Annotated in this window: 21 protein-coding genes; 5 read left to right on the forward strand and 16 right to left on the reverse strand. The window is 31.6% G+C overall.

Annotated features, from left to right (window positions below):
• Positions 1–11 precede the first annotated feature (11 nt).
• The 10 genes from BFJ87_RS09055 to BFJ87_RS09100 all read right to left on the reverse strand — a co-directional run bounded on the left by BFJ87_RS09055 (position 12) and on the right by BFJ87_RS09100 (position 7,994).
• On the reverse strand, positions 12–458 hold the full coding sequence (locus tag BFJ87_RS09055; protein ID WP_077403100.1) for a response regulator: 447 nt from the start codon (positions 456–458) through the stop codon (positions 12–14).
• 15 nt (positions 459–473) lie between these two features.
• Entirely contained in the window at positions 474–1,025 is a 552-nt protein-coding gene (locus BFJ87_RS09060) for a helix-turn-helix domain-containing protein (RefSeq protein ID WP_077403103.1), read from the reverse strand.
• A gap of 258 nt (positions 1,026–1,283) precedes the next feature.
• Positions 1,284–1,733 (reverse strand): ferritin-like domain-containing protein, encoded by a 450-nt coding sequence (locus BFJ87_RS09065; protein ID WP_077403106.1) that lies wholly within the window; start codon positions 1,731–1,733, stop codon positions 1,284–1,286.
• 216 nt (positions 1,734–1,949) lie between these two features.
• The gene (locus BFJ87_RS09070; protein ID WP_077403109.1) at positions 1,950–3,335 is read right to left on the reverse strand and encodes an NAD-dependent succinate-semialdehyde dehydrogenase; all 1,386 of its coding nucleotides are present in this window, start codon (positions 3,333–3,335) and stop codon (positions 1,950–1,952) included.
• Positions 3,336–3,375: 40 nt separating this feature from the next.
• Positions 3,376–3,690, reverse strand: a complete 315-nt coding sequence (locus tag BFJ87_RS09075; RefSeq protein WP_077403222.1) for a hypothetical protein — start codon at positions 3,688–3,690, stop codon at positions 3,376–3,378.
• Between the two features lie 70 nt (positions 3,691–3,760).
• A complete protein-coding gene (gene hpf, locus BFJ87_RS09080; RefSeq protein ID WP_077403112.1) occupies positions 3,761–4,060 on the reverse strand; it encodes a ribosome hibernation-promoting factor, HPF/YfiA family in 300 nt (99 codons plus the stop codon).
• Positions 4,061–4,109: 49 nt separating this feature from the next.
• Positions 4,110–4,751 carry an NADPH-dependent F420 reductase gene (locus BFJ87_RS09085; protein WP_077403115.1) on the reverse strand — a complete coding sequence of 214 codons (642 nt, stop codon included), beginning with the start codon at positions 4,749–4,751 and terminating at the stop codon, positions 4,110–4,112.
• A gap of 234 nt (positions 4,752–4,985) precedes the next feature.
• On the reverse strand, positions 4,986–6,005 hold the full coding sequence (locus tag BFJ87_RS09090; protein ID WP_077403118.1) for an AI-2E family transporter: 1,020 nt from the start codon (positions 6,003–6,005) through the stop codon (positions 4,986–4,988).
• A gap of 109 nt (positions 6,006–6,114) precedes the next feature.
• The gene (locus BFJ87_RS09095; RefSeq protein ID WP_077403122.1) at positions 6,115–7,020 is read right to left on the reverse strand and encodes a YihY/virulence factor BrkB family protein; all 906 of its coding nucleotides are present in this window, start codon (positions 7,018–7,020) and stop codon (positions 6,115–6,117) included.
• Between the two features lie 137 nt (positions 7,021–7,157).
• Positions 7,158–7,994, reverse strand: coding sequence for an AraC family transcriptional regulator (locus BFJ87_RS09100; protein WP_077403125.1), 837 nt, complete (start codon positions 7,992–7,994; stop codon positions 7,158–7,160).
• 183 nt (positions 7,995–8,177) lie between these two features.
• On the opposite strand from BFJ87_RS09100, the gene BFJ87_RS09105 reads away from it, so the two are divergent.
• From BFJ87_RS09105 to BFJ87_RS09115, 3 genes are read left to right on the forward strand one after another with little or no spacing between them, the layout of a single operon-like run.
• Positions 8,178–9,335: a cytochrome P450 gene (locus BFJ87_RS09105; protein ID WP_075695406.1), complete on the forward strand. Its 1,158-nt coding sequence runs from the start codon at positions 8,178–8,180 to the stop codon at positions 9,333–9,335.
• A 1-nt stretch (position 9,336) separates the two neighbouring features.
• Complete coding sequence (locus BFJ87_RS09110; protein ID WP_013622046.1) at positions 9,337–9,645, forward strand: 2Fe-2S iron-sulfur cluster-binding protein; 309 nt, start codon at positions 9,337–9,339, stop codon at positions 9,643–9,645.
• 5 nt (positions 9,646–9,650) lie between these two features.
• Positions 9,651–10,907, forward strand: coding sequence for an NAD(P)/FAD-dependent oxidoreductase (locus tag BFJ87_RS09115; protein ID WP_077403128.1), 1,257 nt, complete (start codon positions 9,651–9,653; stop codon positions 10,905–10,907).
• Positions 10,908–10,916: 9 nt separating this feature from the next.
• On the opposite strand, the gene BFJ87_RS09120 is transcribed toward BFJ87_RS09115, so the two are convergent.
• The 5 genes from BFJ87_RS09120 to BFJ87_RS09140 form a co-directional block, all read right to left on the reverse strand.
• A complete protein-coding gene (locus BFJ87_RS09120; protein ID WP_077403131.1) occupies positions 10,917–11,741 on the reverse strand; it encodes a sugar phosphate isomerase/epimerase in 825 nt (274 codons plus the stop codon).
• A gap of 90 nt (positions 11,742–11,831) precedes the next feature.
• Positions 11,832–13,397 (reverse strand): hypothetical protein, encoded by a 1,566-nt coding sequence (locus BFJ87_RS09125; RefSeq protein ID WP_077403134.1) that lies wholly within the window; start codon positions 13,395–13,397, stop codon positions 11,832–11,834.
• A gap of 10 nt (positions 13,398–13,407) precedes the next feature.
• Positions 13,408–15,138: a RagB/SusD family nutrient uptake outer membrane protein gene (locus BFJ87_RS09130; protein WP_077403137.1), complete on the reverse strand. Its 1,731-nt coding sequence runs from the start codon at positions 15,136–15,138 to the stop codon at positions 13,408–13,410.
• A gap of 20 nt (positions 15,139–15,158) precedes the next feature.
• Positions 15,159–18,242: a SusC/RagA family TonB-linked outer membrane protein gene (locus BFJ87_RS09135; RefSeq protein WP_077403140.1), complete on the reverse strand. Its 3,084-nt coding sequence runs from the start codon at positions 18,240–18,242 to the stop codon at positions 15,159–15,161.
• Between the two features lie 241 nt (positions 18,243–18,483).
• Positions 18,484–20,115 carry a tetratricopeptide repeat protein gene (locus tag BFJ87_RS09140; protein WP_077403143.1) on the reverse strand — a complete coding sequence of 544 codons (1,632 nt, stop codon included), beginning with the start codon at positions 20,113–20,115 and terminating at the stop codon, positions 18,484–18,486.
• Positions 20,116–20,573: 458 nt separating this feature from the next.
• Here BFJ87_RS09140 and BFJ87_RS09145 point away from each other — a divergent pair, with 458 nt between their 5' ends.
• A complete protein-coding gene (locus tag BFJ87_RS09145) occupies positions 20,574–21,164 on the forward strand; it encodes a DUF6134 family protein (RefSeq protein ID WP_077403146.1) in 591 nt (196 codons plus the stop codon).
• 68 nt (positions 21,165–21,232) lie between these two features.
• Here BFJ87_RS09145 and BFJ87_RS09150 read toward each other — a convergent pair whose 3' ends face one another.
• Complete coding sequence (locus tag BFJ87_RS09150; protein WP_077403149.1) at positions 21,233–22,570, reverse strand: MFS transporter; 1,338 nt, start codon at positions 22,568–22,570, stop codon at positions 21,233–21,235.
• Between the two features lie 409 nt (positions 22,571–22,979).
• On the opposite strand from BFJ87_RS09150, the gene BFJ87_RS09155 reads away from it, so the two are divergent.
• Positions 22,980–24,068, forward strand: coding sequence for a formylglycine-generating enzyme family protein (locus tag BFJ87_RS09155; RefSeq protein ID WP_245799616.1), 1,089 nt, complete (start codon positions 22,980–22,982; stop codon positions 24,066–24,068).
• Positions 24,069–24,153: the final 85 nt, after the last annotated feature.

Genomic DNA, 24,153 nt, shown 5'->3' on the forward strand with positions numbered 1-24,153 from the left:
ATTTTAATGCATTACAAACGCAGTAAAAAATTATCTCTGTTAAGTGCAGAGGTATGGTACTGCCAATTTATTTTTACTATTTTGTCTATAACCTTTTTTAAAGCCGAAAAACTATTGGGCTTGTTAATGTAAATGTTTGCGCCATGTACAAAAGTCTCTTCTATATCTTGTTCTGATGAGGAAGTAGAATAAATTGCTACACACAATTCTTTAAGAGCATCTGTATTACGTATTTCCTTTAAACATTGCATACCGTTTTTAATTGGCATATTTAAATCTAGAAAAACAATCTCGGGCAAAATGGTGTCCGGTAACAGTAAATAATCTAATAGTTCCTTACCATCTTTAAATAAAGATAGGTTTGTTTTTACATCAATTTCTTCAATAGCCTCCTCAAACAATAAGCGATCGTCAGAGTCATCATCGGCTAAAACTATATTCATAATATCTACCGCCATTAGTTTAGGGTTTTACTATTCATTTTCCTTTCTTTTATTAATTATCCTCTGAAATGCAGAAGGTGTTAAGCCCGTTGTTTTTTTAAATTGGGCAGATAAATGTGCTACACTACTGTAATTAAGTTCATGAGCTATTTCTGTAAGCGTATAATTTTTATGAATAATAAGTTCTTTAGCTAAGTCTATTTTCTTAAGAATTATAAAGTTTTCTATAGATGAATACGTAGTTTCTGAAAACACAGAGGACAAGTGCGCGTAAGAGTAATTTAGTTGTTCTGCTAGATAGTCTGATGCATTGTATTTGCTAGACTTTTCAGTATCGTTTATAAGTTCTGTAATTAGTTCTTTTATGCGTTGCACTAAAGCACTTTGTTGGTCTACTATAATGCTTATGCCATAATGTTTTAAGGCTTTTGTTACTTGCAGCAACTGTTTTTCTGTTGGTTTTCTTTTAAACTCAACCTCGCTTAAACTATTAATTTTATACTCTAAATTTAACGCACCTAACTGTTCTTGCAAAATGGTTTTACAAATAAAGTTATAATCAAATTTAAGATTCATTTTCATAAAATGACACTAAAATTGTACTCTGTTTTTTTACAGAAATAAACGTTTTATTACTACAATAATTAATTTGCTAAATATAGGCTTTTTATTAATATGCACTCCTTTTTTTAGGCTGTGCACTATATTTTTTAATAAGATAAAACTTAGCTTATTAATTATTAATAAGTTAGTATTTACTTTTTAAGTGTGCTTTGGTAACCTATTAAAATAAAAAAAGGATGCTTTTAGCATCCTTTTTTTATTTAGTAAATGTATATACTAGCTTATGTCTTCTAAAAACTTAATAGTGTTTAAATCAGACTTAATATTGTTCATTTGCTTTAACAGCACTGTTGCTGTGCTAGATGGTAGTGTGGTATCTTTTAGTACATTCTCGTATTCTTCTACGGCAGCTTTTTCTCCTCTAATAGATTCTTCTAACATAGACTCTGCATCATCTGCAGCAAAAAAGGCTTTAGTGTCCATCCAAGCTCTGTGCATTGTACCTGTTAAACTTCCTCCTTTTTCTGGTTCTTCTCCAAATTTAGCAATCTCTGTTTTTAATTCATGTCCAAAATCATAACGTTCTTTACTACGTTTGTTAAAGTATGTTTTTAGTGCACCGTGATCTGTATTTTCTGCTGCTTTTTTATATCCTTTTTCAGCATCGTATGTTTTTTCTAGTAAATTGTTTAGTTTTGTTCCTACTTGTTCAGTGTATGTTGTCATATTTAAAAAAAATTATGTTACGGGACTTATTTGTTTAATGATATAGTCCGTTTAATATCATACTCAAATTTACAAGTATTAAATAGCTAAGTTTAACGCTATTAATTAACTTTTTTGCTCAATTAATAAAGTGTTTTTTTAGCATAAGTGTTGTAAAAATAAAACGCTAAGTCTTTATAAGTCTTAGCGTTTATTTTATTTGTATATTTTTATTTTTTAAGCTTGTGTAATTGCTTTTGCGTTTACAAATTCTTTTACTCCAAAACCTCCGTGTTCTCTTCCGTAGCCAGAGTTTTTAACGCCACCAAATGGCATATTTGGATACGCCAATCCATAGGAGTTTATATGTATCATACCTGTGTCAAAATAATTTTTAGCTAGGTCCATTGCCTTATCAACATCTTCACTAAAAATTCCTCCACCTAAGCCAAACTTGCTATCGTTGGCTATACGCATAGCGTCTGTATTGTCTTTAGCTTTAATTAATGATGCAACAGGCCCAAATAACTCTTCATTGTAAGCAGGTTGTCCAGGTGTTACATTTCCTAAAACGGTAGAAGGGTAGTAGTAGCCTTTTGTATTTGGTATTTTTCCTCCACATAAAATTTCTGCTCCTTTTTCAACGCTTTTTTCAACTTTCTCATGTAGTTGTTCTCGTAGATCTTTACGTGCAATAGGCCCTAAATCAAAATCATCATTTGTAGGATCTCCATAACTCATTCTTTCTAAAATATTTACAAATTGTTTTTTAAACTCATCATAAACACTATCTACCACAATAAAACGTTTGGCAGCAATACAAGTTTGCCCATTATTGTAAATTCTTGCATCGGCACAAATTTTAGCGGCTTTGTTAATATCTGCATCATCTAGTACAATATAAGCATCATTACTACCAAGTTCTAAAACTGTTTTCTTTATTACTTCTGCAGATTTTACGGCAACGTGTTTACCTGCTGGTGTACTACCTGTTAAAGTAATACCTTTTACATATTTGTTTGCAATAATATCATCAGAAACATCGTGATTTATGACTAACACCTGAAACAAGTTTTTAGGCAAGCCAGCTTCTTCATATATTTCTTTTAATTTTAAGGCACAACCAGTTACATTTTTAGCATGTTTTAGTAACACACCATTACCGGCCATTAAGCTAGCAATAGAATAACGTATAGGTTGGTATAACGGAAAATTCCAGGGTTGTATACCATAAACTACACCAATTGGCGAGTAGTGTATTGTTCCTTTACCACCATCATAAAGGGGTCTTTCTTCATCTTGTAATTGTTTTATTCCTTCTGTAGCTGTGTAGTTACAAATAGCAATACATAAATCTATTTCTTGGTAACTTTGGCTAAGTAACTTACCCATTTCTTTAGTCATTAATTGGGCATAACTTTCTTTATGTTTCTCTAGGGTTTTACCAATAGATTTTATGATATTTGCTCTCTCATCTAAAGATTTTAGTTTCCAGTTTAAAAAAGCTTTGTGGCAATCCTCTACTTTATTAGTTGCCTCATCGCCACTTAAATATGTGTATTCTGCTATGGTTTCTTCGGTAGCAGGATTTATTGTTTTAAATTTGTTTTTGTCTGTGCTCATTGTGTGTTCTTTTAATTTATTCTTCTTCTAATTCCTACTACTATAAATTATCTTTATTTGTATTAGCCCTCTCTGGCTCTTCTAAATTTTCTTTAGACTCACCACCTTGACCAAACAGACTGTTTTCTTCATCTATTAAGTTATTTTTGGTATAAATTTTACTTTCATTTCTGCCAGGTATGTCTAAGTCTTTACCTTGAAAATCTATAATTTCTTTTCTGTTTTGCAATAATTCATCATCACCCGTATCTAAACGTAAGCCTCTTTTGCCAATAGCTTGTAAGTCCTCTTCAGTAATATTAGAATTATAAGTTTCTGTTTCTGTATTAACTTTATTTTTTTTATCTGTGTTCATTGTAATTTTTTTATGTGATGTTTCTTTCTTCATTCTTCCCTAAAAAAGCAATTGCTATTCTAAATTTATACTACCTAACACCCATTTTATCTTTTGTTTTTTGTAATTGATTATCCAAATCTCTTACGGTTTCAGCAATGGCAGATTCAAAATTATCTGCATTTGTAGATGCAAAAATTCTAGGACCAGGCATACTTAAGCGTATATCGCAAATTTGCTCTTGGTCATCGGACCTGTTTTGTACTTTAAAAAATACATCTGCCCTGTGTACAAAGTTGAACTTCTTGTGTAAATGTTCTAATTTTTCTTTTGCTATGTTTTCTAGTCTGCTACTTGCTGTAACATCGTGGTATTCAAATATAATTTGCATATAATTTTTTTTTAGTTTGTAAATTATTTTAAGTAGTACTATTTGTTACTTAAAATGATTTTTGTGAATTTATAGTTTCTAGTAAATCTGATTTAGAGGTGCTTAAACCATAAATTTTTTGATCTGGATCCATAATTTTAGTGTCGCTTAAATTACCAACATAAACTGCATCAAAACCAATATCTTCTATTAATTCTTTTACGACAGATTTACTTTCTTGATCTTGTGCTGCAAATGGTATAGATAATTTATCTGTGTCTTCAAAAGCACGGTTCTTTAAATCTGAAGCCTTAATGGTGTTAAACGCCTTTGCCGTTTTAGCAGAGCTAAATTTCATTGCAGTGTACTCTGATGCGTTGTAATTTGCATCTCTAACATCTTGTGCCATTTCTCCATCTCTTTCTGGATATGGGTTTGTAGCATCTAGTATTACGCTATTGGCGTATTCACCAGCATAAAGCTCAGATATTTGGTCTATAGCTTTGTATGGCATTGCTAATACATAAACATCTGCTTTAGCTTCAAAAGTATCTGTAATACTCATTGCTTTTGCGTTAGGACCAGCTTCTTTAACCAAGCTACCTAATTCTTCTGGGTGTCTAGAACTAAACATAACATTATGTCCTGCTTTTGCCCAATGTTTTCCTAAATTTCCTCCAATATTTCCGCTTCCTATAATTCCTATTTTCATATGATATTAATTTTATATTCTGACGCATCAGAATGTTATACTTTAATTTCTATATCAAAATTACAATCTACTTATAGTTGGGGTTAACTGGTATCCGTTCTTTTTTGATGCTATCAATAAAATGAAGCTATTTTGAGTGTTTTTTGTTTAAAAAGGATTGTTTTTTAGGTGTTTTTGCTTTAAAAATGCAAAAATTAGTAAAAATAAGGAGTGTGGTGTTAAGTGCTTTTTTAATTAAATACTGTTGCCAGATTCTCCATATTGATTTTTATAAATGCGGACAACAACAAGAAAAAGACTAACCAATAATGGGCCAAAAATTAAACCTATAAAACCAAATAAAGGGACACCAACCAATACACCAACAAGTGTAATTAAAGGGTGTACATCATCTAATCTTTTTAAAATATATAATCTAAATATATTGTCTGTAGCTCCTATTGCCACTAAACCGTAGATTAAAATTCCCCAGGCCTGAAAAGTATCGCCATTAGATAAGGCCAATAAAAATACAGGTATTGTACCTAATGCACTTCCTACAAAAGGAATCATAGAACCAATAGTAACTATAGCTGCCCAAAAAAACGGATCGTTAATACCAAAAATATAAAAACCAATTAACGCAACTAAACCTTGACCTATTGCTACTAGTGGTATGCCCAAAGCATTTGCTTTTACGTTAGCAGTAATTTCTTTTCCTATAGTTTTTAAATTGCTGTCTTTAATGGGTATATACTCAAATAAAGACTCTCTTAATTTTTTTCTGTTAGTTAACATAAAATACAGAATAAAATACATTATGGTTATAGATATTACCATAGTAAAAGTACTACCTGCAAAATTCTGTAATTTACCAGACAACCAGTTTGTTATGGAGCTGGTATCTATCTCTGTTCCTAAATCTATGTTCAAAAAAGATTCTATCTTTTCTAGTTGAGTTTTTCCGGCATTAATTACTTTTTGTGAATTATCTACGGCATATTTAATTTTGGACCCCATCATAAAACCTAATCCAGTTATGGGTACCATTATGCACAAGAAAGATAATATCATTAAAAAAATAGCCGCAATATTGGCTTGCCAACCTTTTTTAGCAAGTTTTTGCATTGGTTTTTTTAAGATTACATACATAGTTATGGCTCCTAAAACACCACTTAAGTAAGGTAGTATTTCTTTAAATATAAGTCCGCCCATTAATACTATTAGTAACAGAACAAAAATTTGTCTAATAATATGTGGGCTAATATATTTCATAATTTATGGTTTTAAACTTGTATGTAATTAGTGTGTCAAAGTTGTATTATTAGGCTGTATTGTATTACTCTTATTGGTTAAATAATTAACTCTTATAGGGTTTTATTCATTATTCCTTTTTTATACTTATTGCTGTTGGCTCTATGCCTTTACCGTATCTTTTTGCATATACATATGTAAATTCTGCTCCAAAAAATAAAATTAGAGAAGAGTAACTAACCCAAAGAAGAATTAGAATAATGCTACCAGCAGCGCCATAGGTAGAGCCAGGATCTGCCTGACCAAAATAAATGCCTAACAAAAGTTTACCAATAACAAAAAGTAACGCTGTTAAAATTGCACCAATCCATACTGTTTTCCACTTAATTTTAGCATCTGGTAAATACTTAAACATTAGTGCAAAAAGTATAGAAATAATACCAACAGATAATAAAAAGTCTAAAATATAAGCTAGATATAGTAAAACGTCTGGTAGTACCTCTCGGATGTAATTATTTAGTGCACTAATGGCGGTAGTAACAATAAAACTAACCAACAATAAAAACCCAATAACCAAAATAAAAGCAAAGCTTATGGCACGGTCTGTAACTATTTTCCAAATTTTAGCTTTCGGGTTAGGTTTAATTTTCCAAATTTCATTTAAAGATATTTTTAACTGGTAAAACACACCTGTAGCACCAAAAAGCAATGTGCCAATACCAATAATTGTAGAGGTTAAGTTTTTATTAGAGTTTTGTGTTTCTCCAATAATATTCTCAATAGCTTTGGCTGCATCGCTACCCAAGGCAGAAGAAATTTCGTTTGTTAAATTTCCTTGTACAATATCTATTCCCCAAATAGCGCCTACAACGTTAATAATTATAACTAACAAAGCTGGTAAGGCTAAAACGGTGTAATATGCTACAATAGCACTTAACCTAAAGGGATCGTCTGCCATCCAAGAGGTGTACGTTTCCTTTAATAAAGACGGTAAGTCTTTGCTTGTAAATGTATCTGAGTTTCTATCCTGTGTCATTGGTAATTTGCATTAAAAGTCAAGCATATATAGCTTAGCTTGCTATAAAACCACTTTTGTACTCAAAATTGGCTTTATTTTTTTAAAGCAATTAATCCAAATGCATTTATTGTTAATGCAAATCCTTTTTAATAATCTTACTTTTTATGTTTTTTTCTGTAACTAGCAGGAGATAATTTGTGTAGTTGTTTAAATTTTTTAAAAAAGAAGGGGAGCGATTCATAACCACAGGCATAACCAATTTCTGACACAGATTTGTTGGTGTGTAGTAACATTCTAATAGCTATATTAACTCGATATTCATTTAAAAAAACAAAAAAAGTTCTTCCCATAATTTTAAAAAAAAACCTAGCGAATGATTGCTCTGACATGTTTACCTGCTTGCTTACTTCTTTTAAGTAAATTTTACGATTGTAATTTTTGGCTACATACAAGTGTATTTTAGATATTTTACTTGTATAATCATCAGATATATTTTTTGTAAAACTACTGTTAGATAGTGTTTTGTAATCTGTATTAGTAAGTTTTAGTAACAAACTTAGTAGACTTATGTATAGCTTGCTGCCCTCTTTATGCGTCATTTTTTTAAGTTCAGGAATAAGTATTTTACTTTGCTCTTTATTAAAAATTATTCCTTTAGAAGCAGCTACAAATAAATTGTGTAATGGTTTTAACTCAGGTATGTTAGTATAAATATCTTTGTTCCATTGTACTACAAATGAGCTAGATTTTACCGTGTCACTCTTATTATTTGTCCAGCAATGTGGTACATTAGACTGTATTAAAACTAGCTCTCCTGGCTCATAAGCACCAACATAGTCGCCAATAAATTTGGTGCCGTAACTTTCTTCAATATACGTAAGCTCTAGTTGTGGGTGAAAATGCCACGGAGTTTCAAAATCTCTACTAGTATAATTAAAAGCTACTATACTTTTTTCTATTCCTAACGGAATTGTTTCTAAAATAGGCTTCATTTTAGGCTAAATGTTGGTTATAGAATACATATCAATACATATATAAATATAGCTTATTTAATTGATTTTTTATTTGTTTAAAATTTATAATGATAAAATAGTTTATTTTTTTGATGAAATAGAGAATGAATTCATCTAACTAAAAACAGATATTTGTTTAGCTTAATAACTAAAACATTACGTATGGCTAAATGTAAATTTGCAGATGCTTTTAAAGAAGAAAGAGAAAAGTCTGGAATTGGTAAAATGGATGACCAAGGAGATCCGGTAGTTATGTTATTAAATCATAAAGATGTACGTAAGGCTGCTCATAATTACAAAGTATTTTCATCTGAAGCAGTTCCTGGGCGTATTGTTGTGCCGTCTGAGGTAAATATACGTACCACGCGCCAAATACCTTTTGAGGTAGACCCGCCAATGCATAAAGAATACAGATCCTTATTAGAAGCTTGGTTTAAAAGGCCTTTGCAAGATACTTATGAAGAGAAATTAACTACTATAATTAGTACTGTTTTAGATGATGTTTTGTCTAAAGATAAAGTAGATGTGGTGTCAGATTTAGCACTAGTAATACAGTCTAGAGCGTTAACTCTTTTATTAAATGTTCCGTTTGATAAATCTGTAAAATGGATTTCATGGGGAACTCACGTATTTAGGAGTGAAGGTGAAGCCTTAGACGGTGATAAAGCAGCTATTCTTTACAATTATATAGATGAAGAAATAGATAATGCCATTGCTAACCCAGCAGACAATTTGTACAGTACATTGCTAGCTGCTGAAGTTAATGGTAAAAAGCTAACAAAAGAGGAAGTTAAAGGAGTACTAATATTAACTTTTGCAGGCGGTAGAGATACTGTAATTAACGCTTTAACTAATATGATGAGCTACTTTTCTGCAAATAAAAAGGCTTTAGATTACATACGTTCTAAGCCAGAGATTATTAAAACTGCTGTAGAGGAGTTTATAAGATATTTTTCTCCACTAACACATATGGGTCGTGTAGTAACAGAAGACACTACTGTTTGTGAACATGCTGTTAAAGCAGATAGTAGAATATCTTTATGTTGGGCATCTGCCAATAGAGATGAAAAGGTTTTTGAAAATCCAGATGAGGTTATTTTGGAGCGTAAAGTAAATCCGCATGTGGGCTTTGGCTTTAGTCATCACAATTGTTTAGGAGCAACGCACGCCAGACAAATTATGAGAATTACATTAAAATTACTAGCAGAAAAAGTAAGTGATATTACTGTTTTAGAAGCAGAAGAAAATATAGAAAATTTAGGAGAGTTTACCCGTAAAGTTGGTTACAACTCTTTAAAAGCAACATTTAAGAAAAGATAAGATGGCAAAAATTACATTTATAACAAGTAGTAATGAAAAAATAACTGTAGCGGCAACAGAGGGCTCTGTAATGGAGTTAGCTGTAAATAACAATGTACAAGGTATAGATGGCGATTGTGGTGGTGTTTGTTCTTGTGCTACATGTCACGTATTTGTTGCTCCAGAAGATGTAGATAAGGTGGGTGTAGCTAGTGAAATTGAAACAGATATGTTAGAGTTAGCAGATGATGCAAATGAATACAGTAGACTTTGTTGTCAAATTCCTGTAACAGATGCTATAGATAATGTTGTTTTTACTGTAGCTAAATAAATAGGATGTGTACTTCTAAAGATATTTGTGTAATTATAGGTGCAAGTCACGCTGGGGTAAACACAGCATTTAATTTGCGAAAAGAAAAATGGTTAGGAAAAATTATTTTAATTGATGCAGACCCAGAATTGCCATATCACAGGCCACCTTTGTCTAAAACATACTTAACAGCAAACACGTCTACCACAAACTTATTAAAACCTGTAGAAAGTTATAAAAAAGATAATATAACCTTGTTGTTGGGTAAAAAAGTTACCCGTTTAGATGCTGTAAACAGATGTTTGTTTTTAGATAATGAAACCAAAATATATTATACAAAATTAGTACTTGCTACAGGAGCAAAACCTATTATACCTACTATAGAGGGCTTAAAAGAAACTGCCTCTTATTTTTGCTTGCGAACAGCAGCAGATATTGTTGCTATAAAAGAGAGCTACAACGCAAGCAAAACAAAAAAAGTAGTAATTATTGGTGGCGGTTATATTGGGTTAGAAACTGCTGCATCTTTAAAAAAGATAGGAGCAGAGGTAGTGGTTTTAGAACGTGAGTCTAGAATTTTAAAGCGTGTAGCTACAGCAGTAATATCAGATTTTTTTAGAGATTTACACACTCAAAATGGAGTTCAGATATTAGAAAATAAAGAAGTAAGTAAAGTTGAAAATACTCTAGAAAATGGTGTTAAGGTAACTAAAGTTCACTGTACAGATGCATCATACTTTACAGCAGAAGTTCTTATTTTAGGAGTAGGTGTAGTGCCAAATAAAAAACTTGCCAAGCAAGCGGGTTTAAAATTAAAAAATGGTATATCTGTAGCCAATACAGGAGAAACTAGCAATCTAAATATATATGCTGTTGGTGATTGTGCTTATCATTATAATTTGCATTATAAAACATATGTAAGATTAGAGTCTGTACAAAATGCGGTTGACCAGTCTAAAATTATAGCAGCTAATATTTGTGGTAATCCTTTAATGTATAATACTATTCCTTGGTTTTGGTCTGACCAATACAATGTAAAACTCCAAATAGTTGGCTTAGCAGAAAACTACACAGATTATATTGTTAGAGAAGAGCAAGATAAAGAAAATGTAATTTCTGTATGGTATTTTAATAATGATGAGTTGCTAGCTGTAAATGCCATAAACCATACAAAGGCTTATGTTATAGGAACAAAATTTATAAAAGAAAGCAAAAAAATAGCTAAAGAAAAATTAGCAGATACTAGTATTCCTTTATCAAAAGATATTGCTGTAGTTAACTAAGCTAAAAGGTTATTTAACCACAAGGTTTTGTTGCTTTAAATACTGCATCATTTTTACATTTAAATCCCACTGACTTACCAAATGTTTTGTAGTGTTAGGCTGATAAGGCATATATGGGTATGGACCAAACTCTGGACAAATGTAAAAAGTATTTTTGCCAAGCGTTTGTGCATTGGTAATAACTTGTTGCCACCAGTTGGTAAAGGTTTTTAAAAATATATAGTTTTCTTTAGAAAATGGATAATTTACTTGAGACCTTTGTGTATCTGCAACTCTAGCGTGCAAATACTGGGTGTTATTTATTGCTTTTTTTAAAGATTGCATTTGGTCTTCTAGCAAGCTTTCAGATACTACAGTCCAATGAGAAAAATCTGCAGTAAGCTTTAATTTAGGAAACTTATCTATAAAATTTTCAGTTGTTTGTGCACTGTAATTAAACCTACCTCTGTGTGTTTCATGGTAAACATTAATTCCTGTTTTTTCTTCAAACTTAAAAACAGTTTCTAATACACGACAATTTTCTTCAAACTTAAAAAAATCTCTACCTGTATGCGAGTTAATAAAAATTGGGTTAAACTCTGCTAACTTATATAAACGCTCTTCTAATCGTTTACTATATTCAGTTACAGACTCATTTAAGGGGTGTAACCATTGCTGACCAATAAGCTCTAGTTCTGAGTTGTTTAACGCAGATTTTAATTCGGTCTCAAAAGTTTTCTCAGCAGGTATGTTTACTTCAACAGCATTGTAACCAGCACTTGTAACTTTACTAATAAATTCTTTTGCTGTAACACCTTCTTGGCCCCAAAATGGGCACACATATTTTAGTTTCATTTTAAAAAAGTATGAGTTATAAAAATACAAAACTTGCTCCTGTTTAACGTACTAAACTAGAGCAAGTTTTTAAAAAACTAACAGTATTTTTTATGGTCTAAGCGAAGCTTCAGAAACGCTTAAATTATCTATATAAAAACTTATAATTTCTGCATTATCTTGGTTGTAACCTCTTATCTGAAAAGTTTTATCACCAGATTGACTAAACTCTACAAAAGTAGAACTGTAAACCCACTCACCAACTGCAAAGTCTGAAGTAAATGTAGGGTTGCCACCAACGGCCCAGTCTGTGTCTGGAAACCAAAAGAAACGTAAATCAGGATCAAAACCAGCAGCATTATTATTGCCTAAACTAGTTACGTAAACCCATAGACCAATTTCATAAGTTTTACCTGCTTCTACAGGAAAGGTTATTTCGTCTCCAGAAGTTGTTTTGTGACCAATAATCATTCCGCCAGCAGCATCCATTTCTATATAAGCGCTTTTAGCGCCATCTAGTGCTTGGTCACTAGAAATTTCTAAGTTGTAAGCATCCCAAGGAGCACCCCAATTCATATATGGCCAGTTAGCTACTGTAGAATTTTCAAAACTATAATCATAATTAGATGCTTCTTTTAAAATATTTACCTTGTTAAAAATTAGCTGACTATCTGCAAAGGTTTCAGCTTCTACGCCATCTAAAGTTTTTAAACTTCCTTTGGTGTAGTTAACAGTAACAATATCATCATTATAGATAGTAGTGCCCTCCAATGAAATCAGTAAAATATTACCTTCATCGCTATCTATAGAAACCGAACCAATTGTAGTTGGTATAGCTACATCATTATTAGTTACCGTTACGCTAAAATCTGCAGCATTTATAGATGATGCATCCATTTCTCTGCTAAATTCAAGTGCTATAGCACCGTTTTTATCTGTAACTTTTTCTAAGTCTACAGGGTCTGTAGAAGGTATTACTTTTATTAAGTTTTTAAAAGAAATTGTATCACCACCAAAAGGGCGTTGTCTGGTTGCAGCAAAACTTAAATTATAAACGCCTTGTCTTTTGTATTTAACATTAATTTCTGGATCTGCGCCATCAAAAGTTTCTGGGTCACCACCATCAATAGTCCATATAAAGTTTTCTGGTTCACCATCTACTACATAAGCAAATTGTACAGATCTACTAGCAACAACCTCATTCTCTGCGTTTTCACTAATATCTAAGGCAGCACCTAAAGTACCATCAGGATTTATATGATTAGCTTTTATAGAAGCCTTTACGGGGTTTAAAACTGTTACTACAATAGTGGTATCTAACTCTTTACCTTTTAAACTTGTACCAACGTAAGCGTTGTTTTTAAATGTTTGATTAAGAGTAACGTTGTGTATACCTGCTTTATTAAAAACAGCTTTTACGTTTTGATCTTTAGATGTAGAAACATTAGCAACGCCTTCAGGAAAATTCCATTCTCTAGATACTACACCTGGTGATGCATCACCAAATGTAATACTGCCATTAATTTCTACTTTATTTTCAAAATCCATCTCAGAGGTGAAAATTACTCTATGACTAGGTTCTGTTAAATTTTCAGTATCATCTTCACTACAAGAAGCAACAAAGATTAAAGACATAAAAGCCAACCCTATTAATTTAGGTCTTAATATATGTTTCATGTTGTGTTATTTAGTCGTTAAAATTATCGTTTGTTTGTAATTCTTGCGCAGGAATAGGCAAGTAGTCATGTGTAGCAGAATCATAGTTATCTGTTGCTAAAAAGAAATCTGGTCTTACACGTTCTTTTATAAATAAAGGAGCAATACCGTTATCTTCTATTTCTAATTCTGCTAAGTGCTCTGTTCTCCATATTTCATCTGCTCTAAGCTCTGTAAATACTTCTTTAACAATACCCCACCTAACTAAATCTTTCCAACGGTGACCTTCATAACACAGCTCCAATGGTCTTTCTACTCTTTGTATGTGTGTCATTACTGTGTTAGCAGAGGCGGCAACCATTGGCTGTGAGCCATGTACTTGTTTGCTAATGTGTAATTGCGGAAACATACCTCCGTTTTCATCCATATATTGTTGTAGTGTTTTTACACCAGCTCTACTTCTAACAAGGTCTATGTAGGTAATAGCAGTGCTAAAATCGTTACTATTGTTAATTACAGCCTCTGCATACATTAAATATACATCTGCAAGTCTAATGTGTCTAAAGTTAATACCAGATCTACTTCTGCTATCTTCAGCTTTTAGACTATACCAATTGGTAAACTTTTTTATGTATGCACTTTGGCCAAAGGCCCAACCACCTTTTTCTCCTATTTCTAATCCGTAATACAAGCCTTCTCCATTAATAGGAACAATGCTAGAATTCATTCTTTTAGACCAAGTATTACCATCATTTATAGGGTTTGTAGGGTCTACTTCATCATTTGTAAAAAGTTCATGCAAATAATAAGTAGGTAATAAAGTATTGTATGCTCCAAAGCTTAATTGCCCTAATGCTGTAGCCATTGTAGATGCTTCTGCACCTGTAGTTGCCGGTGTATCATCTACATTACCTCCTGGAACACCTGGGTTAAGATCTGCAGAGTAAGCAACTTCAAAAATAGATTCACTATTAAATTCATTTTCATCTGTATAATTATCCATTATGTTAGGAGTTAATTGGTACAAATCAGAATCAATTACGTTTTTAAATTGTGTAACTGCATTTGGCCAATCTTCTGCAAATAAATAAACTTTACCTAGTAATGCTGTTGCTGCGCCCCAAGTTGCTCTACCTGTATCATCTGGACCCCAAGTGGTAGGTAAATTATTTTGTGCGTATATTAAATCTGGAATTATTACTGTAGTGTTTACGTCAGTAATAGAAGATAAAGGTTTGTTTAATTCTTCATCTGTTTTAGGAATACCAGTATGTAAAATTGCGCCACCATATGTATTAGCAACCTGAAAATAGAAAAATGCTCTTAAAAATCGTGCTTGTGCTTCAATTTCTGCTTTGCCGTTTCCTATAAAGTTTGCATCATCAGCTTGTGCTAAAAATTCTATTATTTGGTTGGTTCTAAATATACCAATGTAAAGTTCGTTCCACTTATCTGTTACGTAGTATGTAGCGTCTGTATACGTTAAATTTCTAAACGCAGTTGGTCTGTACCAAGATTCTGAACCCGCAATGTCTCCCAATGCCATTTCATATTGTAATTCTCCGCCACTAATACTCTGAAACTGAAGCGTACCGTAAGCAGCAGTTAAACCACTATTAAATTGCTGTTGTGTTTCCCAAAAAGTTTCTGATGTAATAGCGTTTGGGTTTTCTTGATCAAAAAACCTGTCTTCATTACAGCTAGTAAATATAAATATAGAAACTAGTGTTGCTATAGTTAAATGTATTTTTGATATTTTCATAATTGTAAATTAATCAGTTATTAAAAGTGCAATTGCACTCCAAGTAAAAATTGTCTTGCAACTGGGTAGTTACCTTTATCAATTCCTCTAGTAAATATACCGTCACCACCAACCTCAGGGTCATATCCTGTGTACTCTGTAAACGTAAATGGGTTAGTAGCAGAGATATAAACTCTAGCAGAGTTTAACCCAAGCTCTGGTATGTCTTTAAGTGTGTATCCTAGACTAATGTTTCTTATTCTAAAGTAAGAGCCATCTTCTAAAAAATAATCAGATCTAGACCTTACATTATTGTGTATAGCGTTTTGCCTATTTGTAGGGATGTCAGAATTAGGGTTTTGTGGACTCCACATATAAAACTGCTCTAAGTGTCTGCCTTGTGTGTATGCGTAATACCTGGCGCCATTATATATTTCGGCACCTTGTGAGTAGTAGGATTGAACGTAGAAATCAAAATTTTTATAATCTAAGTTTACACTTAAACCAGCTTCAAAATCTGCTTGTCCAGAGCCAGCATACACACGGTCGTTATCATCTATAACATTATTGCCATCTATATCTTTGTACATCATATCTCCTAGCTGAGCACTTTTGTTTATAACCTTGTAAGCATCTAACTGTTCTTGTGTTTTAATAACACCATCATGCTGTACTAAGAAAAAGGCGCCGGCCTCATAACCTTCTGCTAAAAAAGTAGTAAAATCTATATCATTTGCTAAAACGGTAGAAGGAGCTCCGTTACCATAGCCTCTTGTTGTACCATTAAGGCTAGTTACTTCATTGTCATTTTTGGTAAATGTAGCGCTAATAGTGTAGCCAAAATCTCCTTTTTTAGATCTGTTTTTAAAACTAGCAGCTAACTCTATACCTTTGTTAACCATATTACCAGCGTTAATAACTTTTGTATCGTACAGATTAGTGTTAGGGTGGTAAGTACCCGCAGATGCTGGTAAACGCTCTTCTAAAAGCATATCTTTTTTGTCGTTTTGATAGACGTCTGCAGTAATATTAAGCTTATTATCTAATAAAGTAAGGTCTATACCAATGTTTTTAGATATAGTAGTTTCCCATTTAATATTAGGATCTACAAATCTTCTTTGAGTTAGCCCAAAACTTAAAGACTCATTACTGCCAAAAGGGTAATTAACACCACTTTCTATGGCTGGTATGTAGGAGTAAGATGGTATGTTTTGATTTCCTAACTCTGCATAACTAAGCCTAAGTTTAAATTGGTTTACAAAAGATACATTTTGAAAAAAGTTTTCTTCATGAATGTTCCAGCCAGTAGAAAAACCAAAAAAGTCTCCATACCTATTTTTTTCAGAAAAACGAGAAGACCCGTCTCTTCTGTAACTAGCAGAAAACAAGTATTTTTCATCAAAATTATATTGTACTCTTCCTAATTTACCAGCTAATTTTCTTTCGTCTATGTATGATGTAGGAGCTATAGGGTCACTACCAGCACCTAAAGTTTTAGAGCTATTACCAGATTCTTCACTAAAGTTTACACCTAAACCTAATGTTTTAGATTTAAACTCTTCATAAGATAAAACAGCTAAAAAGTTTAAGTTATGTTTTCCAAAAGATTTTTTATAGGTAAACATATTTTCAATAACGTTTCTTTCAGTAGAAATATAGTTTTCTTCTAATTTTGCATTTTCTCTAGATGCGGTAGGGTTTAAACCATCTTTGTCATACACTAAATATTGTGGTTGAAAAAAAGATCGACTGTAATCATACGTATTTCTACCTAGGTTTATTTTATAGGTAAATCCATCAAAAAACTCATACTGCAAATTGGCAGCAATATTTACACTTGTAGTTTTACGGTCGTCTTCGTTATTAAGTTGTTGAGAAAGGTAACTGTATAATATAGCGTTACGCACAGGTATTTCTACCCCGTTACCACCAACACTGTTTAAGCCAGTTAAAGGTGGCTGCCAAGGTTTTTGAGCTATAGAATATTCATATAACCCCCAAGGTTCTTGCTCTCTATTTTCATTTGTATAACCAATGGTTGCAAACGCTTTAAATCTGTTTTTTCTAAACTCACCTGTAAAACGAGTTGCTAACCTGTCAAAACCAGAATTAACTAAAATACCATCTTGGTTAAAGTAATTTGTATTAAAGCTAAGTGTTAAGTTTTCACTACCACCAGAAACACCTAAACTGTAGTTTCTTATTATAGCCCTATCATTTTGCACATCACCCACAAAATCTGAGTCATAATCTAATGCATCAGGATTAAAAAAGAAAATTAAAGGATCGCGCCCTAGTGCTTTAAGCATAACATCTTCTGCGTATATCTGCTGTTGCGTATTCATTAGTGGTGTACCAGATGTAATATCTTGTATACTAGTGTAAGTGTTAAAATCTACTTTTATACTACCAGACTTTCCTTTTTTTGTAGTAATTAAAATAACACCGTTAGATGCTCTTGTACCGTATATTGATGCTGCTGCACCATCTTTTAAAATATCTACAGAGGAAATGAGTTCTGGAGATATATTTGGGTTATCTTCATAAGGAATACCATCTACAACATATAAAGGTCCAAGGGCATTAGGACTAACAGAACCAAGCCCCCTAATTTGTACATTTGCAGCTTCACCAGGTCTACCACTACTTGCTTGTATGTTTACACCAGCAACTTGGCCTTGTAAAGCAGTACCAAGATCAGATGTAGCTGTTTTATCAATTACATCATTACTAACACTAACTACTGCTCCGGTTACTTCCTTTTTCTTTTGTGTACCATAACCAATTACTATAACTTCTTGCAATGCAGCAGCATCTGGCTCTAGCGTAATGTTAATATTTTTTTGGTCTGCTATTATTACCTCTTTAGTTTTATAACCAACATAGCTGTAAACAAGTGTGTTTCCTTTTTCTACTTTAATAGTGTAGTTACCATCAAAATCTGTGTATGTGCCATTAATTGTTCCCTTAATTATTACATTTACGCCTCCAATAGGAAAACCCTCTGCAATAACGGTACCTTTAATTTCAGTAGTTTGTGCATACCCAAAGGTAAAACTGAAGAACAATGCCCAAACGAGTAATTTGGGTTTTAGTCTTCTTGTTAAATTAAGTTTAATTTTCATAAATAGTTTGTTTAAGTTAATTGATTACAAATGTTGTTTATATTAACCTATGTGTGTGGTATTTTAACTAGACTAGAACTAAACAAAACGGGGTAATAGTCAATTTTAACTAGACTTATTATGAACAATTTACATTTGTTTATAATTATTAAATGCTTAACATCAGTGTGTTATGTTTTTTATTTTGATGATTAAACTCTTAATTATCTGAACTTTTGATATTTGTTTTAACATACAGACTTTAAAACCTACTTATAAAATCTTCTAAGTTATCTTCTCTTTTTAAGCCTAATTTTTTCCTTAGCCTGTACCTAGATGTATGTACACTTTCTACAGATATGCCTAATAGTTTAGACATATCTTTACTTGGGAAATTTAACCGCACTAAAGCGCATATTTTTTGATCTGTTTGACTAAGTTTTGGGTATTTATTTCTTAAATTTTCGTAAAAACTCTGATTAATTGTGGTAAAACGAGCTTCAAACTCTGTCCAGTTTTTGCTGGGTGTGCCCTGAAAAGTTTTAAGAGCTCTTAAAATTACTTTCTTGTTTACGTTGTCTCCTGCAGTCTCAATTTTTTTATGTAATCCTGCTATAAATTCATCTTTTTCTATTAAACGTAATGCAGCTTGGGTAAGTTCTTTATTTTTAAGCTCTAAGACCTCATTAGTTTTTTGGGTTTTTAGCTTTTGCTTTTCTGCAATAATTTGTTTTTCGTTTTTGTGCTTGTTTTTAATTTGCTTAACCAAAACAAAACCGTAAAACAGTAATGAAATAATGAGTATTATTAATATTATAGATTTTAAAAGCCAAATTTTATCTTCTTGTTCATAGTTTGCAATTAACTGTTCTTGCAAAGCATCTTCTTGTTTTTCTTTTTCTAATCTATAATTATCTTTAATCTCTAATAGATGTTTGCTGTTCTCACTAGTAATACCAAAAATTTTATTATTTAATGTATTCTCTTTATTTAGGTAGTAGTAAGCTTCTTTGTAATTTTTTAATCCTACATATATATCTTTAAGTCCTTCATAGTTTTTTAGCTTGTAGTTTAAGTGACTTTTGTTGTTTTCAGAAAGTTGTATAGATATTTTATAGTTTGCGATACTTTTATCGTATTCTTTCTTCATTTTATAAACATCTGCAGTAAGACTGTGTATTACACTTAAGTAAGTTTTGTCTTTGTTTTTAAAATGTTCTTTACACTGGTTTAGTTTGTCTATAGCAATATTATAATTGCCACTAACAGCATCTAAATAGGCTTCCTCCGCAATTATGTAATAACTAACAATTCTTGGTTTTAATTTAGATTGATATAACTTGCAGGAATCTAAAAACTGAGCAGCTTTTTTATAATCTTTATTACCTCTGTGTAAGTTTACAATAGAAAAATAATCACTAGCTATAAAGTGGGCATTAGATTCGTTTTTTGTAAATTGTTTTTTTCTTAGTTTTATACTTTTATTAAAGTACTCTAAAGCTTTATCGTCTCGTTTATAAAAACTATAAAGCCAGCCTATTTCTTGGTAAATATCTGCTATTAATTTGTTGTTTTTAATTTTATCGGCAAGCAATAAAGCCTTCCAATACCCATCATAAGACTTACTGTAATTTAAATTGTGAGAGTATAAAATTGATACTTCATTTAAAGTTTGAATAGCAGAAATGGTGTCTTTGCTTTTAAGATCTATTTCTATTTTTTTATTAAAATAGAAAGCAGAGCTGTCAGGATTTTTATGAGCTAATTCTCTTGCTATTTTTAAATAATCATTACTTTGTCTATTGTCTTGGCAATATGTTTTTGTGGTGTTCAATAAAACTAGTCCTAAAATTGCTAGTTTAATTCCTTGTTTTAGTTTAAGTATTGTAAACATTGTAAAATGTGAATTTGCTATTTTAAGTAACTAATTTTAATTTTTTACTATTTATTAATGTTGTAAAATGAATAATTAAAAAAGTTTATAGCGTATTATTTTAATTTTAGTTTGGTGATAAAAAGCTGGTTGGTTTGGTTATTTGTAAAAATTACAGGAAATAAAAGTAATTAAAAATAAAACTAAGTCTAGTTGTATTTTGTTGCTATTATGTGTTTGTCTAGTTTTTGTCTAGTTGTTTTTGTTAGTTTTTGGTGCTTGTTTTTTTTAGGTTGAGTTATTTTAAGAGCAAAGGAGTAGTTTTTAATTGTAGTTGTATATACAAAGGTTATAATTATGTTACCCAGGTTTTATAAGTAACAATTTTAGTTCTTTACTGTATAAAAAGAATAAGGTTACTAGTAAGTGACTACTTTATTTTAATATATTTATATGGCATATATTAATTTTTAGATATAATGATAAAAAACATAGTATTACTAGTGTTTTTAGGCACGTTAATTGCAAAAAATAATACTGTTGAAACGGTTTTACATTTTAATATACTTCATAAAAATAAAATTGTAGGAAGTTTAGTAACAACAAAAACAATAGATGATAACGTTATAAATTACCATAGTTTTACAAACATACAAGCTAAAATTATAACAACTATAAATGTAAAATATACGTATAACGTAGCTTTTAAAAATAAGGAACTAAACAAGGCAGATGTTAGTATTATGCTAAATAATAAAGTTTATGCAGAAACAAATACAGAACGTAATAACAAAGAGTATAAGATAACCAAAAACAAAAAGATTAGCACATTTAATGAGCCTATAACATTTACTACTGTACAATTATATTTTACGGAGCCTTTGCATATAACAACGTGTTACTCTGAGCAAGATGCAGTTATGAATACTTTAGTTTATTTAGGAAATCATAAATACAAAAAAGTAAACGCCAAGGGCAACGAGAATATTTATACCTATAAAAATGGTGTTTTATATGAGGCGAGTATAGATGGTGGGCTCATCAATTTTACAATGAAAATTAAAGACTAATATATATGCATTAAAAAAGCTCCTTTGTAACAAAGGAGCTTTTTTAATTTTATACGGTTATAACATCTTTAATTTTCTTCTTTAGTGCTTTTCATCCAAAAATATAAAATAGTAAATAGCACAATTAATATAGCAGGAAAAAGTACCATGGTACCTAAAGTTTCTTGTCCTGACTCTAAAATTACGTTGTTTATTGATGATTCTAAATTGCTTTCGCTTACATTAATTAATGAAGCTGCTTCACTTAGGTTTTCGTTACTTTCAAAAATATTTTTAGCCTCATTAAATGTTTTTCCAGAAACATTAAGTGCAGAATTTGCTATTTTATCAACATCAGAATCAATCCAACCACCTATTATTGGCTGGAAAATAGAAGAAGAAAACATTCCTATTGCACCAATAATAGACATACCCAAAGCACCCGTTCTTGGAGTTTTGGTAGCGGTTAATCCAATCATATTAGGCCAAAAATAAGCAACGCCAAGAGCAAAAAATATAGCGGCTACGTAAGCCATAGCTCCTGTTTGTGTACTAAACAAATAAATACCTAAAGTTGCAAGTATGGCAGATCCTAAAAGAACACCTGTTTGGTTAAACTTAGCTACCATATTTCCTCCAAAAAATCTAGCAACGGCCATTAATCCGGCTGTTAATGCTAAAATAAGTGTTGGCTCTGCGCCACTTTTAGAAAGTATTAAACCAACCCACTGGTTTGGACCAAATTCAGATATAGCGGTTAATGCCATACATATTCCTATAAATAAAAATAAAGGAGTAAACATACCTTTTAAATTTCCGCTAATAGTTGCTGCTTCTTCAATCTTAGCTTTTGGCCAAGTTTGTCCATAAAATAAGTAAGCATAAATTATAGCTGGTATTAATAATAACCACACTTGGCTTTGCCCGGTAATATCAAAATCTGTCATAAAGCCCGAAAGCAAACTACCAATGGCTATTCCGCCAGGAAACCACATATGAAAACGGTTAAGCATTGTGCTCATTCTATTTCCTTTGTATGCATCTGCAATCATAGGGTTGCAAGCTGCTTCAGTACATCCATTACCAAGACCAATTAGCAAGTTGGCAATTAAAAGACCTATGTAATTGCCAGAAAATATTAAAAGCAAAATACCAATTGCATGTGCAAAAAAAGCAAATTGCATTATAATTTTTCCGCCTACTTTGTGGTAAATTAAACCACCAATAACCATAGATATTGGAAAGCCTAAAAACCACATAGAGGTAATTAATCCGGCTTGACTAGCACTTAATGCTAGCTCTGTTTTTAGTTGATCTAAAATACCTGCCGCTATGGCAAATGAGAATGCCGTTGTAATTAAAGCAAAGCAACTACCGTAAAATAGTCTTTTAGCGTTAGTTCCTGTTTCCACATTTGTGTTTTCCATAAGTTAGTTTGTTTTGTTTGGTAAAATTGAGTTTTAGTAAATTTTTTGTATTTAATATAAAAATCACACTTTCTATTTTCACATTAAAGTTAATTTTAAATGTAATAAAGTTTTATCACCTAATACAAATTTAACACTATTGACTAGGTTAATTTTTTGTTATTTGTTTTTTTGATAGGTGTTTTTTATTAATTTGATAATTTTTAATCCATTTTTAACTCTAGCCGTGTCTAAGTTTTTTAGTTGTAAAAACAGTTTTAAAACAAAGAAAGACGTTAATATTACGCAGAAATACATTCAGTTTTTTTTAGATCTATATATTTGTTAGCATATTTACTGCTTATCAAATTAAATTATGAAACTCAAAAAACGAAATCTAAATTACCTTGTTTTGTGCATAATAGTATTAATGTGTATACAATGTAAAGATGCGCCAAAGGAAAATAAATCTACACAAGAAAACCCAAAAGTTACTGTTAAAGCAAATACTAAAAAAGACACAACATTTACGTTATTAGTAAAAAAACCTGAAGATGTAAAAGTACCAGATGGTATGGTGTGGATTCCTGGTGGTGAGTTTATACAGGGTGCAGTGCCACATGATAAAATGGCAATGCAACATGAGAAACCTGCACATAAGGTAGCTGTAGATGGTTTTTTTATGGATATAACAGAGGTTACAAACGCACAGTTTGCCAAATTTGTAAAAGAAACAGGTTATGTAACCGTAGCAGAAAGAGCAATAGATTGGGAAGAAATGAAAAAGCAAGTACCAGAAGGTACTCCTAAACCTCATGATTCTATTTTGCAACCAGGCTCATTAACATTTAAAAAAACAAAAACATCTGTACCAAATTTATTTGATTTTTCTCAGTGGTGGCATTGGACAATTGGAGCCAATTGGAAACATCCAAATGGGCCATCTAGCTCTATACAAGGATTAGACAACCACCCAGTTGTGCAAATTTGTTATGAAGATGCAATGGCTTATTGCAGCTGGGCAAATAGAAGGTTACCTACAGAGGCAGAATGGGAATATGCTGCAAATGGAGGAAAAACGGGTACAATATTTTTTTGGGGAGATGATATGTCAGTTTTATCTAAAAATGCCAATAGTTGGGAGGGAGAATTTCCTGTAAACAATAGTAAAAAAGATGGTTATGAGAAAAGAGCTCCAGTTAAAAGCTACCAACCAAATGGTTTTGGTTTATATGATATGGCAGGTAATGTTTGGGAATGGACGAGTGACTGGTATAATGTAAATTATTATAAAGAGTTAGCTGCAACCACTACCAAAAAAAATCCGCTTGGTGCAACAGATGCATACAACCCTCAAAATCTTTATATAAAAGAAAAGGTAATAAAAGGAGGATCATTTTTATGTAGTGACAGTTATTGTGCTAGTTATAGAATATCTGCTCGTATGGGATCTAGTGTTGACTCTTCTGCAGAACATACAGGATTTAGAACAGTTGCTACTGTAAAAATGTTAAAATAAACTCAAATTATATATGACTATGACTGTATTGTAACAATTTATGACAATAAGCTTTTCAGTTTGTATAAAAAAATTACATTTGTGT

Origin of the sequence: Cellulophaga omnivescoria (genome assembly GCF_001999725.1) — a bacterium.
GTDB classification, from domain to species: Bacteria; Bacteroidota; Bacteroidia; order Flavobacteriales; family Flavobacteriaceae; genus Cellulophaga; species Cellulophaga omnivescoria.